This window comes from Vibrio sp. STUT-A16 (genome assembly GCF_026000495.1).
Taxonomy (GTDB): Bacteria; Pseudomonadota; Gammaproteobacteria; order Enterobacterales; family Vibrionaceae; genus Vibrio; species Vibrio diabolicus.
Window position 1 is genome coordinate 1,324,838 of sequence record NZ_AP026765.1, and the last position, 21,293, is coordinate 1,346,130.

At 44.3% G+C, this 21,293-nt stretch carries 21 protein-coding genes; 19 read left to right on the forward strand and 2 right to left on the reverse strand.

Annotation, left to right across the window (positions count from 1 at the left end; all coding sequences use genetic code 11):
• Positions 1–17: 17 nt before the first annotated feature.
• The gene (gene nrfA, locus OO778_RS06270) at positions 18–1,445 is read right to left on the reverse strand and encodes an ammonia-forming nitrite reductase cytochrome c552 subunit (RefSeq protein WP_005394777.1); all 1,428 of its coding nucleotides are present in this window, start codon (positions 1,443–1,445) and stop codon (positions 18–20) included.
• A gap of 449 nt (positions 1,446–1,894) precedes the next feature.
• Here nrfA and nrfB point away from each other — a divergent pair, with 449 nt between their 5' ends.
• The 15 genes from nrfB (at position 1,895) to OO778_RS06345 (ending at position 16,341) form a co-directional block, all read left to right on the forward strand.
• Positions 1,895–2,497, forward strand: a complete 603-nt coding sequence (nrfB, locus tag OO778_RS06275; RefSeq protein ID WP_012841633.1) for a cytochrome c nitrite reductase pentaheme subunit — start codon at positions 1,895–1,897, stop codon at positions 2,495–2,497.
• Position 2,498: 1 nt separating this feature from the next.
• Positions 2,499–3,185 carry a cytochrome c nitrite reductase Fe-S protein gene (nrfC, locus tag OO778_RS06280; RefSeq protein WP_264911051.1) on the forward strand — a complete coding sequence of 229 codons (687 nt, stop codon included), beginning with the start codon at positions 2,499–2,501 and terminating at the stop codon, positions 3,183–3,185.
• Entirely contained in the window at positions 3,182–4,153 is a 972-nt protein-coding gene (gene nrfD / locus OO778_RS06285) for a cytochrome c nitrite reductase subunit NrfD (RefSeq protein WP_264911052.1), read from the forward strand. Before nrfC ends, nrfD begins: the two co-directional genes overlap by 4 nt.
• Positions 4,154–4,162: 9 nt before the next feature.
• Complete coding sequence (nrfE, locus tag OO778_RS06290; protein ID WP_264911053.1) at positions 4,163–6,067, forward strand: heme lyase NrfEFG subunit NrfE; 1,905 nt, start codon at positions 4,163–4,165, stop codon at positions 6,065–6,067.
• The gene (locus OO778_RS06295) at positions 6,045–6,578 is read left to right on the forward strand and encodes a DsbE family thiol:disulfide interchange protein (RefSeq protein WP_264911054.1); all 534 of its coding nucleotides are present in this window, start codon (positions 6,045–6,047) and stop codon (positions 6,576–6,578) included. Before nrfE ends, OO778_RS06295 begins: the two co-directional genes overlap by 23 nt.
• A complete protein-coding gene (nrfF, locus tag OO778_RS06300) occupies positions 6,565–6,975 on the forward strand; it encodes a heme lyase NrfEFG subunit NrfF (protein ID WP_256899498.1) in 411 nt (136 codons plus the stop codon). Before OO778_RS06295 ends, nrfF begins: the two co-directional genes overlap by 14 nt.
• A gap of 146 nt (positions 6,976–7,121) precedes the next feature.
• Positions 7,122–7,298: a hypothetical protein gene (locus OO778_RS06305; protein ID WP_005394761.1), complete on the forward strand. Its 177-nt coding sequence runs from the start codon at positions 7,122–7,124 to the stop codon at positions 7,296–7,298.
• 216 nt (positions 7,299–7,514) lie between these two features.
• Positions 7,515–8,171 (forward strand): GTP cyclohydrolase II, encoded by a 657-nt coding sequence (gene ribA, locus OO778_RS06310; RefSeq protein WP_005394759.1) that lies wholly within the window; start codon positions 7,515–7,517, stop codon positions 8,169–8,171.
• 176 nt (positions 8,172–8,347) lie between these two features.
• Positions 8,348–9,610, forward strand: a complete 1,263-nt coding sequence (locus OO778_RS06315) for an imelysin family protein (protein ID WP_046876199.1) — start codon at positions 8,348–8,350, stop codon at positions 9,608–9,610.
• A gap of 97 nt (positions 9,611–9,707) precedes the next feature.
• Positions 9,708–11,090, forward strand: a complete 1,383-nt coding sequence (locus tag OO778_RS06320; protein ID WP_264911055.1) for a di-heme oxidoredictase family protein — start codon at positions 9,708–9,710, stop codon at positions 11,088–11,090.
• A gap of 10 nt (positions 11,091–11,100) precedes the next feature.
• Positions 11,101–12,138, forward strand: a complete 1,038-nt coding sequence (locus OO778_RS06325; RefSeq protein ID WP_085343482.1) for an imelysin family protein — start codon at positions 11,101–11,103, stop codon at positions 12,136–12,138.
• On the forward strand, positions 12,119–13,201 hold the full coding sequence (locus tag OO778_RS06330; RefSeq protein ID WP_264911056.1) for a DUF1513 domain-containing protein: 1,083 nt from the start codon (positions 12,119–12,121) through the stop codon (positions 13,199–13,201). The genes OO778_RS06325 and OO778_RS06330 overlap by 20 nt, the downstream gene beginning before the upstream one ends.
• Before the next feature lie 141 nt (positions 13,202–13,342).
• Positions 13,343–14,884 (forward strand): L,D-transpeptidase family protein, encoded by a 1,542-nt coding sequence (locus tag OO778_RS06335; RefSeq protein ID WP_264911058.1) that lies wholly within the window; start codon positions 13,343–13,345, stop codon positions 14,882–14,884.
• A 166-nt stretch (positions 14,885–15,050) separates the two neighbouring features.
• Positions 15,051–15,599: a DUF882 domain-containing protein gene (locus tag OO778_RS06340; protein WP_074191505.1), complete on the forward strand. Its 549-nt coding sequence runs from the start codon at positions 15,051–15,053 to the stop codon at positions 15,597–15,599.
• An 85-nt stretch (positions 15,600–15,684) separates the two neighbouring features.
• Positions 15,685–16,341 carry an MBL fold metallo-hydrolase gene (locus OO778_RS06345; RefSeq protein WP_048625699.1) on the forward strand — a complete coding sequence of 219 codons (657 nt, stop codon included), beginning with the start codon at positions 15,685–15,687 and terminating at the stop codon, positions 16,339–16,341.
• An 18-nt stretch (positions 16,342–16,359) separates the two neighbouring features.
• Here the strand turns inward: OO778_RS06345 and OO778_RS06350 are convergent, their stop codons facing one another.
• Positions 16,360–17,025 carry a DUF2982 domain-containing protein gene (locus tag OO778_RS06350; RefSeq protein ID WP_012841641.1) on the reverse strand — a complete coding sequence of 222 codons (666 nt, stop codon included), beginning with the start codon at positions 17,023–17,025 and terminating at the stop codon, positions 16,360–16,362.
• 273 nt (positions 17,026–17,298) lie between these two features.
• On the opposite strand from OO778_RS06350, the gene OO778_RS06355 reads away from it, so the two are divergent.
• The 4 genes from OO778_RS06355 (at position 17,299) to OO778_RS06370 (ending at position 21,163) form a co-directional block, all read left to right on the forward strand.
• Positions 17,299–17,703 carry a hypothetical protein gene (locus tag OO778_RS06355; protein WP_005394736.1) on the forward strand — a complete coding sequence of 135 codons (405 nt, stop codon included), beginning with the start codon at positions 17,299–17,301 and terminating at the stop codon, positions 17,701–17,703.
• 414 nt (positions 17,704–18,117) lie between these two features.
• A complete protein-coding gene (locus tag OO778_RS06360; protein ID WP_005394734.1) occupies positions 18,118–19,209 on the forward strand; it encodes a TRAP transporter substrate-binding protein in 1,092 nt (363 codons plus the stop codon).
• 115 nt (positions 19,210–19,324) lie between these two features.
• Positions 19,325–19,864 (forward strand): TRAP transporter small permease subunit, encoded by a 540-nt coding sequence (locus tag OO778_RS06365; protein ID WP_047009966.1) that lies wholly within the window; start codon positions 19,325–19,327, stop codon positions 19,862–19,864.
• A 12-nt stretch (positions 19,865–19,876) separates the two neighbouring features.
• Positions 19,877–21,163, forward strand: a complete 1,287-nt coding sequence (locus OO778_RS06370; RefSeq protein WP_005394731.1) for a TRAP transporter large permease subunit — start codon at positions 19,877–19,879, stop codon at positions 21,161–21,163.
• Positions 21,164–21,293 lie beyond the last annotated feature (130 nt).

Here is a 21,293-nt window from a genome sequence, read left to right on the forward strand (position 1 = left end):
AGTGTAATCGATACTGATCAGTACGTTGCTTCGCGCTCAGCAGCTGCTTTATCCCATTCTGGTGCCACCGTTTCTAGGAAGTGTTTCTTGTCTGCGTTCATCTTTTCCATATCCATACCTAGTGCTTGTTGCGCTTTTGCTTTGGTCGAGATATCTGGAATTTGAACTGGGTCAGTAATACCTTTTGTTGCCAGTAAACGAACTAACTTAGTACGAGCGTCAGCAGCGCGATCAACTGCGGTACCGAGTACTTCAAGTGCTACCTCAGGAGCATGCATGTGAACACCGTGAGAAGCAATCGCGTAGTCCCAACGCCATTGTGCATGGCGAATATCTTGTAGGATAGGTTGCATCTCTTCTTCTGTTGCCCCTGCTTCCCATGCTGCACCAGCTTCAAAGTGCGCTGCCACAATTTGCTTCTCGGCGGTTAGCTTCATGTTTAGTACTTGCGCTTTGCGAGTCGAAACGATGCCTTGTAGCTGCTCTTTGGTTTGAGTATGGCATTGCGCACAGGTGTCTTCAAAACGATCAAACGGGTTACCCACTTTGTGGTCGGTGTATACCGTACCGTCTTCTTTGGTTACTTTAGGCATGTGACAGTCCACACACACCACTTTGTTTTTGCCATGAATACCCGCTCTCCAAGTTTCGAAACCTGGATGTTGCGCCTTAAGCATTGGTGCTTTAGAAACGGCGTGCGTCCAATCTTTAAAGTTCAACGCGTCGTAGTATTTCTCCATATCAGCGACGTTGGTCCCCATGTCCCATGGGAATTTGACTGCTTTAGTCGGACCTGTGAAGTAGTACTCGACATGACATTGAGCGCAGACTGACGCTTGTTTATCTAAGCGAGATTGTTGGTCAAAATTTTTGCCGATGGTGTCAAAAGCACGCTCGACGTATGGGCGAGTCAGTGCCAGTGCGGGTTCGCCTTTCTTGAAGGCTTCAGAACCCGTATTGTGACAGTCGGAACAACCGATAGGGTTGACGATTTCTGAGCCCAAGCGCGCCCATTTACCTTCAAAATAGCCGTCTTCACCGCGCTCTTCAATTACGCGGGCGACATCTGGGCTTTTACAACTCCAACAAGCCATCGGCATTGGCCCGGAGTTTTCGTCTGCTGGTGCGCCAGTTCTGAGGGTTTGCCTCACATCATCAAGCGCGTAAAAGTGACCGCGCGCTTTGTTGTAGTCTTTAGCAAAACCATAACCAGCCCACAAGATCACCATGTTTGGGTCTTCACTTAAGGCATCTTCAATATGCTCGCTTTCCGATGTGGCTTTCCAAGAGTGATATTGGTCAGGATGGTTTTGTTCAAAGGTATCATTGCGAGGCTCTATGAGACCAGTATCCTCTGCCGCCAAAGGAGCACCAACCAAAAATAATTGGCTGGCGAATAAGGTCGCAACCGCGATAGGTGCGCTCATCCAGTGTTTTATGCTCACGGTGTTATCTCCATATTCGTTTTTATTAGCAGCGTTGTGAGGAGCTATTCCAAATAAGAATCGGAGATCTATCGTTAATATTAATAGTGAATTGAACAGATGAAATAGTGACCGAAATTGGCCTTGTTTTAGATCAATTTATGCTAGTGATCTTAATCATGTTTAAGTTCATATACCCCTAAAGTGGTATGTTGTAATCCCCTTTAATCACAGCGTGTTATGGGTATAACCATTCTAAAAATAAGGTGATTAAGGTCGCTTTTTGAACATGTGATTCTACCTCTTAGGAATTATAGAGGTATTATAAATACAGGTTTAGCGTTGTGGCTTTCCAAAATAAGAATTGATGTCATTTGAAGGTGTAAAAATATCTTCAGAGGAAATTAATTGTTGCTCAAATAATAGTTGATAAGAGTTATCAATTATTCTCGAGCTAAGGAAAGAAAAATATGGGCAATATAAAATTGACCATAGAGACAATGCTGAAATTTCTCTTCATCTTTGCCATCTATGGTTTTTTCACCGCCGCCCATGCGACTTCTTCAGAGCCAGTTGAAGGTGCTCAAGCTGAGCGTCATCAAGTCGAGTTGATCCGTGACCGAGACTATAAATGTCTTCAATGTCATAAGGATGCTAAAGATACTCTGAATCTATCGCATGATTCGCAAGCGTTATTGAGTCAAGGTAAGCAGCTCAATTGCACTAACTGTCACAGCAACATCGGCCCTGATCACCGTGAAGGTGCACCCGATGTGATTAAGTTTTCTGCTGCGCAATCGAAAGCGGTGCACGACAAAGTGTCCCTTGACCCAAGCTTGATTCTCAAAGCTAATAGCCAGTGTGTGGATTGTCACGCGCCACTTAAGTTAAGAGAAAAGCATTGGACGCACGATGTGCACGCCAAGAATCTCACTTGTTCAAACTGTCATGATGTTCATGCCGCAAAAACCAAAGCTTTGTCTTATGACAGAAAACAGCTGATTAAGCAGTGTGTGGATTGTCACTCTGAATTTGCCGTCGAACCTGAACTTGCCAAAGAAGAGGAGAGATAGCATGAAATGTTCGAGAAGAAACTTTTTAGCTAGCAGCGGTGCGTTGATTTTAACTACAGGCGTTGCGGGCACTTCCGTTGTTAGCTCCTCTCTTTATGCCAGCAACAGTGAACAAGCGAAACGCATGGGTATGGTTCATGATGAAAATGCCTGTATTGGCTGTACCGCCTGTACTGATGCTTGTCGCGAAGTAAATAAAGTCCCTGAAGGCGTGACGCGACTTAAAATTCATCGCAGTGAACCGATTGGCGAATTCCCAGATGTGGAATACCAGTTTACTCGCGAATCCTGTCAGCATTGTGACAACCCACCATGTGTGTACGTTTGTCCAACAGGTGCTGCATACAAAGATGAAGCGACAGGCATCGTGGATGTGCACAAAGAGAAATGTGTCGGATGTAGTTATTGCCTTGCCGCTTGCCCTTACCAAGTGCGTTTCTTTAATCCAGTCGATCACTCTGCGGATAAATGTAACTTCTGCCGTGATACCAACCTAGCGCAAGGTAAGCAGCCAGCTTGCGTGGAATCTTGCCCAACAAAAGCTCTCATTTTTGGTGATTTGAATGACCCAACTAGTGAGGTGAGCAAAGCCATTGAAAGCCATGTTGTCTATCGCGATAAATCGCATTTAGGTACGCAGCCTAAACTGTACAAAATTCCGCATAGCAAAGGGGAGGTGTCATCATGAACGGCTTCGAAAGTGCATTCCACTTTGACTCGTTAGTCTGGGATTGGATTATTGCGATTTACTTATTCCTCGCTGGGATGTCAGCAGGTGCGGTGATGATTTCTATCTATTTAAAACGCAAAGTGATTGAAGGTGATCCCGCAAACAATGGCATTATAAAAGCAATGGCTTGGCTAGCGCCATTTGGCATTATTTCAGGCTTAGTGATTTTGATTTTCCACTTAACTAAACCGCTTGAGTTTTGGAAGATCATGATTTACTACAACCCGACTTCCGTGATGTCGATGGGCGTGATCTTGTTCCAAGTGTACATGCTAGTGCTATTTGTTTGGATCGGCGTTATCTTCCGCCATCAAATCATCAGCTTCTGTGAAGGGAAGTTACCAAGCAAACTGCTGGATTTTGCTGATGGCATTTTGATTAAGGCGGGGAAAGCCAACAACGCAATTGAATTGTTTTTGGGATTCTTAGCCATCGTGCTTGCGGCATACACTGGCTTTCTATTGTCTGCGTTGAAGACTTACCCAATGCTAAACAATCCAGTACTGCCAATCTTGTTCCTGTTCTCTAGTCTGTCATCTGGCGCAGCAGCATGCTTGATGTTCGGCATCTTGGTGTTTAAAGAGTCGACCAGCAGCCCAAGTGTGTCTTGGGTGCACGGATTTGAACGCCCAGTAGTATTGTTTGAGTTGTTTGTCTTAGTGACCTTCTTTACTGGACTGATCTTCAGCGGTGGTCAGAACGAAGTCGCGGCTTGGAACGCAATTTCGAGTGGGTTCTGGGCTCAGTGGTTCTGGGTTGGGGTGGTGCTCATCGGCATGATAACGCCTTTGATTCTTAATTGGTTGACGCCTTCAGAAGTGCGTCACAAAGGCAGCTACGTTTTTGTGGTCACAACGTTGAGCTTGGTTGGTGTACTCATGCTACGTACTTTCATTCTCTATGCCGGTCAAATGACCATCGTGTAAGGAGGCAAAATGGAGGCTGAGCTCGGTTTCTTTTTGTTGATATTGGTGGCTGTCGCATCGACATGTGCGACGCTGCTGCATTGGGTTTGCTTTACGCTGAGTAAGAAGGGAGTGTTGCCACACCAAACCGCAACGTCTCATATTATCAGCTTAGCCTCCTTAGTTTGTTTGGCGCTTTTGATAGTCTGTTTTATTCAGGATAATTTTGCGCTTGAGTATGTGGTTACACACTCGAACAGCCAGTTACCTATCGCGTTTAAGATTGCAGCTGCTTGGGGCGGCCATCAAGGGTCTATGTTGTTTTGGGTGGTTACGTTGAGCTTATGGGCGTCTTTTATTGCTATCAAGTCGCCAGTTTGCACTCAATATACAGGCGATTGCTTGGGTATCATGAACTTACTTATTGCTATTTTCGCTTGGTTTACCCTCACCACGTCCAATCCTTTTGAGTATGCTCAGACACTAGCGTTGGAGGGACGAGATCTCAATCCGATGTTGCAAGATATCGGGCTTATTATTCATCCACCGCTGTTGTATTTGGGTTACGTTGGTTATGCCGCGATACTGGCGTTCGCTTTAGCTGCGTTATTAGCGAAGCGACCTATAAATGAATGGTATGGTGTTGCCCGTAGTGCCGCTTTCTTTGCTTGGGGTACGCTAACAATTGGAATTTTGATCGGTGCTTGGTGGGCATACAATGAATTAGGTTGGGGCGGGTGGTGGTTTTGGGACCCGGTAGAAAACGCGTCTTTGCTGCCTTGGTTAATGGGTACCGCACTACTGCATAGTGGTGTGTTGTCGAAGCGTAATAAAGGAGCAATTTGGAGCACCTACGCATTGGCTTTTGCGACGTTCAGTTTGAGTATTCTCGGCACATTTGTGGTGAGATCGGGTGTATTAACCTCAGTACACGCGTTTGCGGTTGATCCAACCAAAGGTGTAGTACTTCTTGCTGTTCTCAGCATTTTGGTGATTGTCACCTTTGGTGTGCTCATTATGCGAGGGCTACATATTCCTCGTTTTACGCTCGATTCGTTAATAAGTCGTGCCTACATGGTATACATCGCTATTGGACTTCTCGTTGTTTGTATGGCGATTGTTTTCCTCGGTACCTTTTACCCAATGCTTTATCAACTGCTTGGCTTGGGTAATATATCCGTTGGGGCACCTTACTTTAACAGCCTCGTTTTTCCTCTTACATTACTTGCTCTGACCTTTCTCGCCTTTATGCCCGTGTTGAAGTGGACGAAAGGAGCCAGTCCTCATGCCGTTAAAACCATTGGGTTTGTCGGTATTCATGTTATTGCGGTTAGCGCTATTTTCGTTTTTGCTACTAAAGAGCTTCATATAACGACTTTGATTACTCTGGTATTAGCGACGTGGGTAGTGGTTTCTCATGTGCTATTGCTGTTTTGTGCAGAAAACAAGAGCAAATTAATGCCTATGTTTCTTGCTCATGTTGGCTTTGCGTTGGGTGCAAGCGGGGCAGTATTTAATAGTGACTATTCGTATGAATACAACTTACGGGCAGAGCCTGGTAGCTCGTATCAAAAAGCGGGTATCACCGTTGATTATCATGGAATTGAATGGTTAGTTGGGCCGAACTACACCGCAGAACAGGGAAGTGTTGATCTTTATTTGGAGAGCGGTAAGGCGTTGAACTTTCAACCCGAGAAACGGCATTACCCTGTACGCGTGATGAATATGACCGAGCCCGCTATTCGATCACTATGGCATGGAGACTACTACATCACTTTGGGTGACAAGCTCGACAACAGCGCCTACGCAATTAAAGTGCAATATCGCGCGGGCATATGGTGGATATGGTTTGGTGGCGCTTTAATCGTAATAAGTGCTTTGGGGAGTATGATGAATCTAAGGGGAAAAGGTAATGAGATCGAAAAATACGCTTAAACTGATCGTTCTCATATTGCTAGTTGCGATTTTTTTTGTCACCGCGACATTGGCATTATCCGATAGACCAAACGTAGAAATACAACAAAATCGTGTGTTATCTATCCCGGATTTTACCGCTTACTCACTCATTTCAGGCAATCGAATCACCGATGCAGTACTAGAAAATCAAGGTTATGTGCTATTGAATGTTTGGGCGTCTTGGTGTGGGGTTTGTAAACAAGAACATGATGATTTGCTCAACTTAGCTCGACAAGGTGTGCCCATCGTTGGTCTTAACTATCGAGATAAAGAGAGCGCGGCTAAACGCTATTTGAGCTCTTCACACAATCCATATACCGAAGTTATATCCGATCCTAATGGGCAACTGGCGGTTGAACTTGGTGTAATAGGAACACCTGAAACTTACTTGATTGATCAAAATGGCAATGTTTTGATCAAATATAGAGGTAAGTTAACAATAGACAAATGGAACTCATTATTTTCAGGGTATTTTAATGTCTCACTTTAAATATGCTTACTTCATTATTGTTTTGTTTTGTTTGTGTTCTTCTTGGGTCAAAGCAGAGCAAATTACGCAGCATGTTGATCTGTTTGAATTTCATTCCGTTGAACTGCAACAAAGAGCAAATGCATTAGCCAAGGCTTTACGATGCCCGCAATGTCAAAACCAAAACCTTGTTGAATCTAATGCACAAGCCGCTAAAGATTTAAGATTGAAAGTGTACTCGATGGTAAACGAAGGAAGCACGGATCAAGAGGTAAAAGATTATTTGGTTCAGAGATATGGGAATATCGTTTTGTATCAGCCACCATTTAATTATTCGACAGCGGCGTTGTGGATCTTTCCTCTATTACTTTTGATCTTTTTTATCCTATTTTCGATCAAAATGATAAAGCGTCAATAATGTGACCACTATTCCACTATGGGAAATAAATCGTGCAGATAACAAACAGAATGTTATCATTTTTCCGAATTTATGAAGATTCCAGTATAAAGAAAATCAACGATTTGAGCTGGAGAAGTAATAAAAGAACTAAGTAGGTGCACGCAGTGGATTCAGTTATATTACAGTTAAAAAAAGACTTTTATTCGCAGATTCGTGCATTGCAAACCTCGAAACTGCCTCAAGTTACATCGTCTCTTGCCGTATTAACCGAAGAAGAAATTCAAGAACTCGAAGCGGTATGGATAGAGCTTACGGTTTGGAAACGTAGCCAAACACATTAAATCATCACCCCTACATGCAACTCATTATCAACCCCAGACAAAATTTGTCTGGGGTTTTTTATTGTAGTTTTTCAAAATTGTTATACTATAACAATTCGTCAGCGCGGGGAGTTGTTCTCTTTGGCTGTCTTTAGGGGATAACTGCTCTCAATTGTGATCTCTATATTGAAAAATGCGGTATCAATCCCCATAGTTGAAGAGCAATGAGTGAATCCCATGAATGCAATAACGAAAACGCATCAAGCGCATCAAGCAATAAATCGAGTGAGTATAGATATGGCGGAAGTACGTGCCAGAGTAGATTTTAAAGTCGGGGCTAAAAGTAATATCGATGCTGAAATCTTGTCTTTTCGTGGCCTGAAGACAGATAAAGAGCATGTGGCAGTTATCTTTAGGCAAGCGGATCAAACGCAAGAAACGCCTTTGGTGCGTATGCATTCAGAATGTCTTACTGGTGATGTTTTTCACTCATCCCGTTGTGATTGCGGTGAGCAATTAGAAGAAACCATTCAACGCATGGGCGAATCTGGCGGTATTATTTTATACCTACGTCAGGAAGGTCGTGGTATTGGTCTATACAACAAGATTGATGCGTACCGTTTGCAAAGCCAAGGTATGAACACCTATGAAGCAAACAACCATTTGGGTTTTGATGATGACCTGCGTGATTTCACTGAAGCAGCGCAAATGCTCGAAGCATTAGGTGTAAGTAAAATTCGCCTTGTGACCAACAACCCTAAGAAAATCCGTGAATTAGCAGAATACGGCATCGAGATTGTTGAGGTTGTCAATACCTCTGCACATATTAAAGATGGTAATGAAAGCTACCTAAAAGCAAAAGTTTCTCATGGTAAGCACAATCTAAAATTCTGATTTTATTTATTAAATTATCAGTTTTGCATGTTAAAAGCCTCACAATGATGAGGCTTTTTTTGTATCTAGAGTTGAAAATAAATTGTAAATTTGTATTATCTCGTGACTAATAGTGCAAATAAGAATAATTAGCACTAAGAATAAAACAAATAAATTGCTCAACAAGGATGCTTCAGATGAATGCAAAAACAGTTTTAGTCCAATCTATTGCTGCATCACTCCTCATTGCCAGTGGTTCTACCGTTGCTGCCCAAGTAACGAAACAACAAGTCGTTGAACATTATGCAGACGTTGCACATGCAGTCTTTGCTGACTCAGTGACAACGGCGAAAACGCTCGACGTAAAAATCGACGAATTCCTAAAATCGCCATCAGCGGATAAGCTTGAAGAAGTAAAACAAGCGTGGCTAGACTCTCGCGTTCCGTACCAACAATCTGAAGTATTCCGTTTTGGTAACGCGATTGTTGATGACTGGGAAGGGCAGTTAAATGCATGGCCACTTGATGAAGGCCTAATTGACTACGTAGCGACAGATTACCAATATGAACTCGGTAACGAAGGCGCTGCTGCAAACATCATCGCAAACACCAGTTTACAGATTGGTGCTTCTAAACTAGACGTTTCAAACATTACTCCAGAATTGCTAGCGGATCTCAACGAAGTAGGTGGTTCTGAGGCAAACGTTGCGTCAGGTTACCACGCGATTGAATTCTTACTTTGGGGTCAAGACCTAAACGGCACAAACGCAGGCGCAGGTCAGCGCGCTTACACAGACTTCGTTGTCGGTTCTGAGTGTACGAATGGTCACTGTGACCGTCGTGGTGAGTACCTAAAAGCGGCAGCCGATCTACTGGTTCAAGACCTTGAATGGATGGAAAAACAGTGGTCTGCGGAAGTGAAAGGCAACTACCGTGAAACGCTTCTTAATGATTCTGCGGATAATGGTCTACGTAAAATGTTGTTCGGTATGGGTTCATTGTCTTTGGGTGAGCTTGCTGGTGAGCGCATGAAGGTGGCGTTGGAAGCAAACTCGACAGAAGATGAGCACGATTGTTTCTCAGACAATACGCACAACTCTCATTACTACAACGAGCAGGGCATCTATAACGTTTACACAGGTCTTTACAAGCGTGAAGACGGCACATTGCTTTCTGGTCCGAGTATTGCTGACCTAGTGGCTCAAAAAGACAAACAAGCAGCTAAAGAGATCCAGAAGCAGTTTGATGTTACGCGTAACCAAGTTGGTAAATTGGTTACGTCTGCGGAGAAGAACAACCAACACTTCGACCAGTTAATTGCAGCGGGTAATGCACAAGGCAACACGTTAGTGAATGACACCATCATGTCATTGGTTGCTCAAACCGGTTCAATTGAGCGTGCTGCGGGTATCATTGGCATTGATAGCCTAAGCCCTGATACTGCTGACCACGAGTTTTAATCAAAGTACAAAAAATAATTGAAAGGGCTCGTTTGAGCCCTTTACCGTTTTAACTCGCTGTTATCCCACTCCTCTTGTTGTGTTTTAGAGCAATGATATGAAGCCTTACTTAATTTCGGCCTTGGCCGTGATCTTTTCTTCTACTGCTATCGCGTATGATGTGAAATCTGGTGGACAAACGAGCGTCAAAAAAGAAGGCGCCAACGCGTATTCTCTTCCTGCCGCGAACCTTCCTATGAGTAAACGTCTTGATTTTAGCGTGGGCAATAGTTTTTTCCGCAACCCTTGGGTACAAGCGCCAGCGTCTACCGATGCCAGAGATGGTTTGGGACCTCTTTTCAATACAAATGGTTGTCAAAACTGCCACATCAAAGATGGTCGTGGTCATCCTCCAGAGCAAAATGATTTGCATGCGGTGTCCATGTTAGTGCGTTTGAGCATCCCTGCGATGACGTCAGAGCAAAAAACAGCGTACATCAGAGACGGCGTTATACCTGAGCCGACTTATGGCGGCCAGCTCCAAGACTTTGCCCTGCAAGATCAAACGCCAGAAGGAAAAATCGAAATCACGTACACCGATGTGCCAGTGAAGTTTAAAGACGGCACGACGGTGACACTAAGAAAACCTCATTTGAATATTACCGATCTAGGTTACGGCGATATGCACCCTGATACGGAATTTTCAGCGCGTGTTGCACCGCCAATGATCGGCCTTGGTTTGTTAGAGAGTATTCCTGACGAAACGCTACTTGCATGGGCTGATGCACAAGATGCAAATAAAGACGGTATCTCAGGTAAAGTAAACAAGGTTTGGGATATTGAGAAGGACGACTTCTCGATTGGTCGTTTTGGCTGGAAAGCCGGACAACCGACGTTAATGCAGCAAAATGCAGCAGCATTCAATGGTGATGTGGGTCTGACGAGCCATTTATTCCCCAATGAAAACTGTACCTCGAAACAAAGTATTTGTGACGACATGCCAAATGGCGGCAAACCCGAAGTGAGTGAAAATATTCTCGACTTCGTTGAGTTTTACAGCCAGCACTTAGCCGTACCTATTCGCCGAAATATGAACGATCCTAGCGTGAAACTCGGTCAGAAAATCTTTGCGGTTTCTGGCTGTGAAAGCTGCCATAAGACCAGTGTCAAAACGGCGAAGCGACCAGAGTTACCAGCGCTTTCTGAGCAGCTTATCCATCCATATACAGACATGCTTCTGCATGACATGGGGGAAGGTTTAGCCGATAACCGTCCTGAGTACTTAGCAAACGGCCGTGAATGGCGAACGGCACCCCTATGGGGCATTGGTTATACCGAAGAAGTAAACGGGCATAGTTACTTCTTACATGATGGCCGCGCCCGTAATCTGATGGAAGCGGTATTGTGGCACGGCGGTGAAGCGGAAACGGCCAAACAAAACGTGCTAGCACTGAACAAAAAAGAACGTGATGCATTGATTGCGTTTCTGAATTCTCTATAAGGAAGCAACCATGAAAAAAACACTGTTAGTGAGTGCGATTGCCGCAACGTTAAGTTTGGTTGGTTGCCAATCGACAGTCGGTTCAAGCTCTGCCAAGCCTGAGAGTACAAGTCATATTTCTCAAGCGGTCTACGAAGTTGAGTTTCAATCTGCGCAGACGTTTTTAGCGCAAACCACAGAACTTGAACAAAGCTTCGCGGATTACTGCACATCAGAGACGAAAGATGATGCGCAAGTAAAACAGCAATGGCACCAAACTATGCTGACGTGGATGGCATTACAAGGTCAAGAGCGTGGCCCTGCTACGGCGTTGGAGCAAAGTTGGAATGTCCAGTTTTGGCCAGATAAAAAGAACACCACCGGCCGAAAAATGTCTGTGCTGACGAAATCTGACCAAGTTTGGAGTGCGGAAAAGATCTCCACGCAAAGTGTTACTGTGCAAGGCCTAGGTGCACTAGAATGGCTGCTTTACGATAAAGCGTCGACCTTATCTAGCAACAGCAATACCTGTGCGACAGGTGTTGCAATTGCTGAAAACCTAGAGAACAAAGCGCAGATCATCGCAGATTCTTGGGCACAAAATCCTTGGAAGTCGTTAGAGATGACGGAATGGAAATCCGAGTACATTTCGCTGCTCTCTAATCAGCTTGACTACAGCATGAAAAAGCTGAGCAGACCGTTAGCTAAAATTGGTCAGCCTCGTCCTTACTTTTCTGAATCTTGGCGTTCAGAGACGTCGCTTTCAAACTTAAAAGCAAACCTTGAAGCAATGGAAGCGCTGTATCTTGCCAACGGTAATGGTCTAGATACTCTACTAAGAGAGCAAGGCCATGCAGGTCTCGCAGACCGTGTTGTTCACCAGTTTGAAATGGCGTTGGAAACATGGCCGGAAGATAAGAGTTTGTTCACGGCTTTACAAAGTAAAGAAGGCTACCGCATGGTACTCGCTCAATACAATAAGCTAGAGCAATTGAAGTACTTGATCCATGAAGAGGTGGCGATCGAGCTTGGCGTGGTTATAGGATTTAATGCAACCGATGGTGACTGATCAAACCCGCCGAACCTTACTGAAAGCCGCTCTATTCGGGGCGGCTACACCTATGTTGCCATTTGGTTGTGCTTCAACAAGCTCACGTGAGCCTGCGTTGATCGGCTGCTCTATCATTGGCCGAGATAAATATGCAGCGGTGGTGGCGGATGAGCATGGTATGCCGCTATCTTCATTGCCGATTCCTGAACGTGGTCACGGTGTGGCAACAAACCCACAAGGCCACGCCGTAGTTTTTGGTCGTCGACCAGGTACTTTCTTCATGGTGTTTGATTATCGCTCAGAGCAGATGATCAAACTGCGGCTAGCAAAGCCAAATCGCCATTTTTATGGTCATGGTGTTTACTCCCGTGACGGCACGTTGCTATTTGCGACAGAAGGAGAAAGGGGCACAAGCCGTGGGATCATCGGTGTTTATGATGTGCAAAAGCAATATCAAAAGATCGATGAGTTAACAGGTTTTGGCCTTGGCCCTCATGAAGTGATCATGATGCCTGATGGCGCATTAGCGATTGGCGTCGGTGGCGTACACACCAACGGCCGTGAACCGCTCAATCTTGATAGCATGAGACCAAGCCTGAGTTACCTTTCACAAGAAGGTGAGCTGTTGGATCAAGTCTCTTTACCAGATCATAAGTTGAGCATCCGTCATTTAGCGCATGATGGTGCAGAGACGGTACTGTGTGGTCAGCAATATCGTGGAGAGCCGGATGAATACCCAGCTTTACTTGCGATGCACACTCGTGGAGGCGTGATGCAATCTTTACATGCGGAACCCGAAGAGTGGGCGAGATTTAATCACTATGTCGCGAGTATCGCGGCGACGGATGAATGGATCCTTGCGACTTCTCCTCCGGGCAGTTGTTATGGGATATGGTCCAAAGCTACAGGTAAGTTGGTTGAGTTAAGTGCTTTGCCAGATGCATCGGGAGTGGTGACATATGGAAAGGAATTCAGGGTCAGCTCTGGTGCTGGCAAAGTGGTTGAGCAAAGGCCAACAACACATAAAAGCGCTTCTTTTAGTGGTGTTCAATGGGATAACCATTGGTCAAAGATTGTTTGAACCCAAATAGATAAAGAAACTTGATGTTAATTTCAACATCAGATTCTTAATTTTAAACCTGCAAGCTGTGAGATATTTGCCATACTTTTCATTATGGCAAGTAGCGCAAGGATCGTTTCAGTGTTTGCTAGGGTTTTAATCATGACGGCACTTATGGTGCCGTTTTTCAGCTTTTCTACCGTCGTTTCTCTCGAAGCTTCTGCACAAACAGAGCAAGAGGGAGCGGTACAAAAGCTGTCTGTCGAAAAAATGATCCATTATCCAGAGGTGATTGACCAGCTTTATCAAAGTACCAATTACCGTTTGAACTGGGAAAATGAAAGCGATATTGAGCAGTTTCTTTTTCAAGTAAACCTGGTTGCTCTTGCAGGCGTCACGAACGAATTCGAGAATCAACTCCATCGTATAAACCAAGTTCGATGGCAGGGAGATAACCTCGACTTTGATTTGGTTATGACAGATTCACTGTTGATGTATCTCAGTTATCTCGAGCAGCTCCCTGAAGAAGGCATCAACTGGTTATTTGCTAACAAAACCCACGTGATTTTACCTGCTCCTAGTATCGATACTTTGTCCGTACTGAGTAACGAAATTACGGTTGGCAAACTTGGTCAATTCTTAGCAAGCCTTCGCTCTCCTTTACAAACGGACGAAGCTTTTTATTCCGCTTACTCCTCTTTATCCGAGCACGCTCAGTATCAATATCCAATCTATGAACAAGCGGGCCTTGCCCGTGTCGGTGACCAATTAGAAAATAAACCGCTTCTGATTGAGCGTATGGAAGTGGTCGGTGTGGATGTATCGTATTTAGATATCACGACCCAACAGTATGATGAAGAATTAGAGTTAGCGGTGAAAGAGTTTCAGCGTATTCATGGATTGAAAGAAGATGGGGTGATTGGCCCGAATACCATTCGATGGATCAACTTTTCTCCTCAAGAACGATTGCATCTATTGGCGCTGAACTCAGAACGTTCAAGGATTTGGTCCAAAGACAGAGATAATGTTGTCTTTGTAAATGTACCTGGATACGAAGTAACGTATTGGCACGATGGTCAACCGTTGTTCGAGTCTAAAGTTGTGGTTGGTAGAGCCTCAAGAAAAACACCAATCATGTCGGGAACTCTTGACTCCGTCATTCTCAACCCCACATGGAATGTGCCATGGACCATAATGGTGAAAGACATCATTCCTAAAGTGAAACGTAATCCGATGTATTTGATTAACCATAACATTCAAATCATCCGGTCTTGGACGTCAAACGAAATTATTGACCCTACAACCATCAATTGGGCGACGGTGAATCCGAGAACATTTCCTTATCGTATGCGACAGGCATCGGGCTTACACAATGCATTGGGATTGTATAAGTTTAATATGCCAAACCCCCAAGCTATCTATTTGCATGATACGCCAAGTAAAAACTTGTTCGAACGAGATAGACGCGCATTCAGTTCCGGGTGTGTCCGCGTTGAACATGCCGACCAACTGGCGGAGCTCTTATTCAAAACTCAGGGATTAGAAGAACGCCTAGCGAAAAAACGGGAAAGTACGCGTCGCTCTAACACGTCGGTTCCTTTAGGAGAACGCATCCAAGTGCACATTATTTATCAAACCGCATGGCTAGAAGAGGGAACACTTTATTACCGAGATGATATCTATAAATACGATCACCGTAGTTGAAATCTTTAAATAAAATTTACAAAACTAAGAATCTTCTGTTTGTTCAATAATTAAGCGTTAATCGCCACATCTTAAAATTAGGGTGGAGCGATGTATGCATTTGACGTGACAAAGGTGTTTGGGTAATGTCCGCGACTTGTTTAGTTGTTGAGCATTGTTTTTTGAAATGGTAAGTCGTAATTTTTCCCGCCGAGATTTCCTTAAAATGACCGCTGGTGGCGTGGTTTTGGCATCTGCCTTGCCATCGATTTCATGGGCTTCATTCCCTGACGAGCCACGTGAGTTGGCGATGAACAACCTTAATACTGGAGAGCTCCTCGAAACATGCTATTTCGATGGTAAACGCTATCTTGATGATGAACTAGAAAAGCTGAATGAGTTTTGTCGTGATCACCGTCGAAACGAAGTTCATCCTATGGATCGACGCTTGTTCGATCAAATCAGCCAGATTCAAAAGCTGATCGGTACAGATGCAGAAGTCATTGTAATTTCTGGTTACCGTTCGCCTTTGACCAATGCGTCCCTGCGCAAAGGGGCTAGCGGAGTGGCAAAGAAAAGTCTTCATATGGAAGGTAAGGCCATAGACTTCCGTCTTGATGGAGTGAAATTGTCTACTGTACGCGATGCAGCAATTAGCTTGAAAGCTGGTGGTGTTGGGTATTATCCAAGTAGTAACTTTGTCCATATCGATACAGGTGCTGTGCGTTCTTGGTAAGTCAATAGCAAGCCTTGAAGTCGCATGGGGTTAGTGTCATAGTTGCGCCAGTTTTAACGCAAATTTGTTTGGTAATAGGTTTTCTATGGCTCTGAAATACCAAGTTGTCCCAGTGACATCTTTTTCTCAAAACTGTTCTATCGTGTGGTGTGATGAAACGATGAAAGGCATCGTTATTGACCCAGGCGGTGACGAAAAGCAACTTGCTATGCTCATTAAAGAGCTTGGCATCGAGATCGTCAACTTGGTGCTAACCCATGGTCACCTAGATCATGTTGGCGGAACAGAGCCGCTGGCTGCAATGCTTGGTGGTACTGAGATCATTGGTCCTCATAAAGCGGATAATTTTTGGCTACAAGGTCTAGAAGGGCAAAGCCAAATGTTTGGTTTCCCATTGACTGAAGCCTTTGAACCGCATCAATGGTTAAATGAGGGTGACACTGTCACGTTTGGTAATCAAGTATTAAAGGTATTCCACACACCAGGTCATACCCCTGGTCACGTTGTTCTTTATAGTGAAGAAGCGCGATTGGCGTTTGTGGGCGACGTATTGTTTAACGGTAGCATTGGCCGAACTGACTTCCCACAAGGTGATTTCAATACCTTGATTAGCTCTATCAAAGAGAAATTGTGGCCTTTAGGCAATGATGTCACGTTTGTCCCAGGTCACGGCCCTCAATCGACTTTCGGTCACGAGCGTAAAACTAACCCGTTCGTTGCTGACGAGATGCCGCTTTACTAAAAGCGCGTGTACTAAGTATTATTCTGGCTCGGCGGCAGCTAAGTATCGCCGAGTCAGTCCCACAAAATCCTCTGCTTCACGATCTAGGTCACTGGCTGATATAAACAGATCGTAGCCGTAAAATCCTCTTTGATATTTCATACGGTTGGCGAGCATCGCCAGTAAGCCTTTATACTCAATCCCATTGCTGTTTATGTATGGCTTAGGATCAAGCACCATATCTTCAAACTTTTCTTCACACTGATTCTGCTTCGCACCTAAATAAAGTAGTGCGCGTTGGCTAAGGAGAATTTCTGTCGCTATACGAGGGCAGATCGAATCCAAATAAGGTGAGTAGTGTTTTAGACGAATACCAATCCAAGGTAGCGGCTGATGCCACCCTTCCTGCTGGTAGCTACAAATCCCTATTGACTCAATATTTCGCCATCGGACGACCCATCCGCCTTTAAAAAGATGTTGTTGGAAGTGAGAAGCTGTCAGCGTAAAAGTGACTTGGCTTTTTTTGATCATCAAGATGGCGAAACCAACAATTGCAGACATCAAAATGACCGACAACATGGCTTGCTTCCATCCCGGAGAAATGACAACCAAAAACAGGGTTATCAGTGCAACGAGCAACAAAAGTATTCTGTTGATAGGGGAGTCGGGTTTGAAATGTGAATTTGTTAGGTGCAGCGTTTCCATGCTTATAACCTCATCGAATACTTGATCAAAAATGCGTGGATGACTAAATGTGCATTGACTTGCATTTGAAATAAAAGAAACCTCTGTTTTTATACCCAGTATTCAATAAATCCGTTCATAAAATATCTGATTAAATAGTAGACGTTCTATGCTTTGAGCGCATTTTTCATCGCGTTTCGCCGCTAAAACCTACAAATTGCTTGTGAATTTTGGTATAAAACGCGCTTCAAATTTTCATCCCTGCTGAGATGCAGTGAACTGGAGAAATATTCAATGAGACTTGCTCATAAGCGTAAAGTGCAGATGAAACTGCAAAAACGCATTAAAGCGACAGTAGCAAACTTAGCTGCAGCACCTAAAGCAGTGAAGCCTGTTGCCGAAAAAGCAGTAGCACCTTCTGTTGCTGAAAAAGCTGTTGCGGAGAAAGTAGTAGCTGAGAAAAAAGTAGCTGCAGTGAAAACAGTTGATGTTGCCCTTACTCCTAAGCAACAACAAGTATTAGACATCGTTGTAGCAAATGCTGAAGGTATCAACCCTAAAGGCATTGGTCTAGCTGCAGGTCAAGAAGATACTAAAGCGGCATCATGGGCTACTGGCGCACTGAAGAAGCTTCTTGAAGAAAACCTAGTTCAAAAAGAGCAGTTAGCAGGTAACAAAGTTATCTACAAAGCAGTTTAATTACCGCTACCGTTCTAGCTTGAATACCTCGGCCAATGCCGGGGTATTTTTTTATCTTCGTATTGAAAATAATCTATTAGGAATTGATTTTAACGCTGCCAATAAGTGCTTTGTCACATTTTCTTAAATACTATGTAAATTTTTTGGCAGAGAAGTACGTACGTATCATTTTTCTTTTTGCCTCGTTACAGGAAAAGTAACTCATTAATTTTATGATGATTAAACTTATTGCATAACGGCTGTCCTACGTAGTTATACGTAATACCTAAGGCTAATGTCTTATTGATGAATTACTCGCTTCCGTGTTCATGCCCATTTCGCATTCGACAACATTGTTACATCTTTTATACCGAATACAGCCAATCCTAATGAAATGGATGACAACAATAACCTTGGTGATAAAGGACGTGAACGATGAGTCTAATCCAAAAATCTTTAAAACGAGTGCTCAAAACAACCGCTGTCGTTGCCGCGATGACATTCGTTGTGACTTCTGCAAATGCTGCTGAAAAAGTCTATCGTTTAAAGCTTGCTGAAACTTGGGGACCTAACTTCCCTATTTTTGGTGATGCGACAAAAAACATGGCAAAAATGGCAGAGGAGATGTCCAACGGGCGTCTGCAAATCCGTATTGATTCTGCAAACAAGCACAAAGCGCCTTTTGGGGTGTTTGATATGGTTAAGTCTGGCCAATACGACATGGGCCACTCGGCGTCTTACTACTGGAAGGGCAAGGTTCCAAACACACTTTACTTCACTTCTATGCCTTTCGGTATGTTACCAACTGAGCAGTATGCGTGGTTTTACTACGGCGGTGGTATGGAGCTGATGGAGAAGGTGTACTCTCCACATAATTTGATGTCTTTCCCTGGCGGTAATACCGATACTCAGATGGGCGGGTGGTTCCAGAAAGAGATCAAGTCCGTCGAGGATTTGCAGGGTTTGAAAATGCGTATCCCAGGTTTTGCTGGTGAGATTTTGGCAGAGTTAGGTGCAAAACCAACGAATATCGCCCCTGGTGAACTATATACCTCTCTAGAGCGTCGCACAATTGATGCCTTGGAGTGGGTTGGTCCATCATTGGACTTGCGCATGGGCTTCCACAAAATCGCGCCATACTACTACACAGGTTGGCATGAGCCAGCAACTGAGCTTCAGTTCCTTGTTAATAAGCGTACTTGGAACCGTCTACCTGATGATCTAAAAGCGATTTTACAAGTAGCAATGAAAACCGCCGCTTACGATATGTACACGCAATCGAAACACGAAAGTGGCAAAAACTGGGCATCTATCAAATCTGAATACCCAAATGTTGAAGTCAAAGACTTCCCGCCTGAAGTAGTGGCTGCGTTGCGAGAAGCAAACGATCGTTTGTTGAAAGAGCACGCAGAAAAAGATGCTTTGGCGAAAGAGATTCAAGAGTCGCAAGCGAACTACATGAATCAAGTTCGACCTTGGTCAGACATTTCACACCGAGCTTACTTAAACAGTCAAGCTCAACAATAACGTTATGACGCAGGCGACGCCGAGAGGTTTAGCCTGCGAACGAAGCCCAAGAAAACTTCATAATGAATGCTCCGCACCATAGCGGAGCGTATCCAAACGTTCCACGGAGTTCGGAATGAGAAGTCTTATTTATATTGAGCGATTATTTAACCGCTTTAGCGATTTTCTCGGATGGTTGTCCAGCATCCTGTTTATTTTATTGTTGGTGAATGTGGTTTACGACGTTGTGATGCGATATGTATTCAACGATGTATCCATTGCATTCCAAGAAATGGAATGGCATCTATTCTCCGCCGTATTTCTGCTTGGTGTGCCTTACGCGATTAAGTCTGGTGGCCATGTTCGCGTCGACATTTTTTATGAACGCTTATCTTACAAAGCACAATCCATCATCGACATCATAGGCACGCTATTTTTCTTATTCCCTTTTTGCCTACTGGTGGCTTGGTTTGGTGTCGATTTCGCCAAAGAAAGTTACGCGCTAGGCGAGACGTCTGGTGACCCAGGCGGATTGCCATATCGTTGGATCATCAAGGCGATGATTCCGCTGTCATTTTTCTTTATGGCAGTCAGTGGCATTGGACTGCTGCTGCATTCGATCAACAAGATTGTTAACCCTCATCTTATCTATGCCGGTAATAACGGTAAGTCGTAAAAGGAAGTCATTATGATCGGTATAGTGATGTTTTTTGTCGCGCTCTTTGCACTTTTGTTGGGATTCCCCGTTGCCTTTACTTTTGGCGGTATTGCACTGATTTTTGGTGTTTGGGCTGAAGGCATCGAGATGTTTGCTTTCATGCCATATCGTATTCAATCCATTATGGAAAATACGGTGCTAATGGCCGTACCATTGTTTGTCTTCATGGGACTAGTACTTCAGAAGACGAAGCTTGCAGAGCAACTGCTTGAGTCAATGGGACGTCTGTTCGGCGGTGTCCGTGGTGGTATTGCTATTTCGACAGTATTAGTTGGTGCATTACTTGCCGCGTCAACGGGCGTAGTCGGCGCATCGGTTGTTGCGATGGGGTTGATCTCATTGCCTGTGATGCTTAAATACAATTACGACAAAGGCTTGGCGTGCGGGACTATTTGTGCGTCTGGTACCTTGGGACAAATTATCCCGCCTTCTATCGTGTTGATCTTGTTAGGGGATGTACTCGGCGTTCCGGTCGGGGACTTATTCCAAGCTGCAATCTGGCCCGGTATCACGCTCGTCGGCGCCTATGTTATCTACATTCTTATTTACGCGAAGTTGAATCCTCAAGCCGCACAGGCGATAGAGCGCGATGAGTCGATCAGTCGAAAGCAAGAAGTGTTCACCGCACTGAAAGCCGTTTTACCGCCGCTAGCACTGATCATTGTGGTATTGGGCTCCATCTTTGCAGGGATTGCAACGCCAACAGAGTCAGCGGCTCTGGGCGGTGCTGGTGCGATAGTTCTGTCGTTACTGTATAAGCAGTTTAGTTGGTCGATGATTTATGATGCATCGAAAGAAACCGTTAAAGTAACCGCAATGGTCTTTGCTATTTTGCTAGGGGCAACCGCCTTCTCAATGGCATTTACCTACACTGGCGGTGATTATCTAGTCGAAGAGTGGATGTTAGAATTGCCTGGAGAAAAGTGGGGCTTCCTCATCATTACCATGGTGGTGATTCTGATTTTAGGTTTCTTTATCGACTTCGTTGAAATCTGTTTTATCATCGTGCCAATTATTGCGCCGGTCGCTGAGTTGATGGGCATTAATATGACGTGGTTTGCGATTCTTATCGCAATGAACTTACAGACGTCATTTCTAACACCGCCATTTGGTTTTAGTTTGTTCTATCTAAAAGGCGTCGCACCAGCAGGTGTCACTACGCGAGATATTTACAAAGGTGTGATGCCGTTTATCGCGATTCAAATTGTCGTGTTGGCTTCTTTGCTGTTTTTCCCAGGCTTTTATGGCATGAGTTGATCACTCGATAATAAAAGAGATTTTGTGAACTGAGAGTTTTTACCTTTTGAGACAAGTTGTTAAGCTGCTATTTATGTCTAGGCGGACGAAGTCGAGTTATTTGTGCTGCTAAGATAGTGAGCTGTAAAGC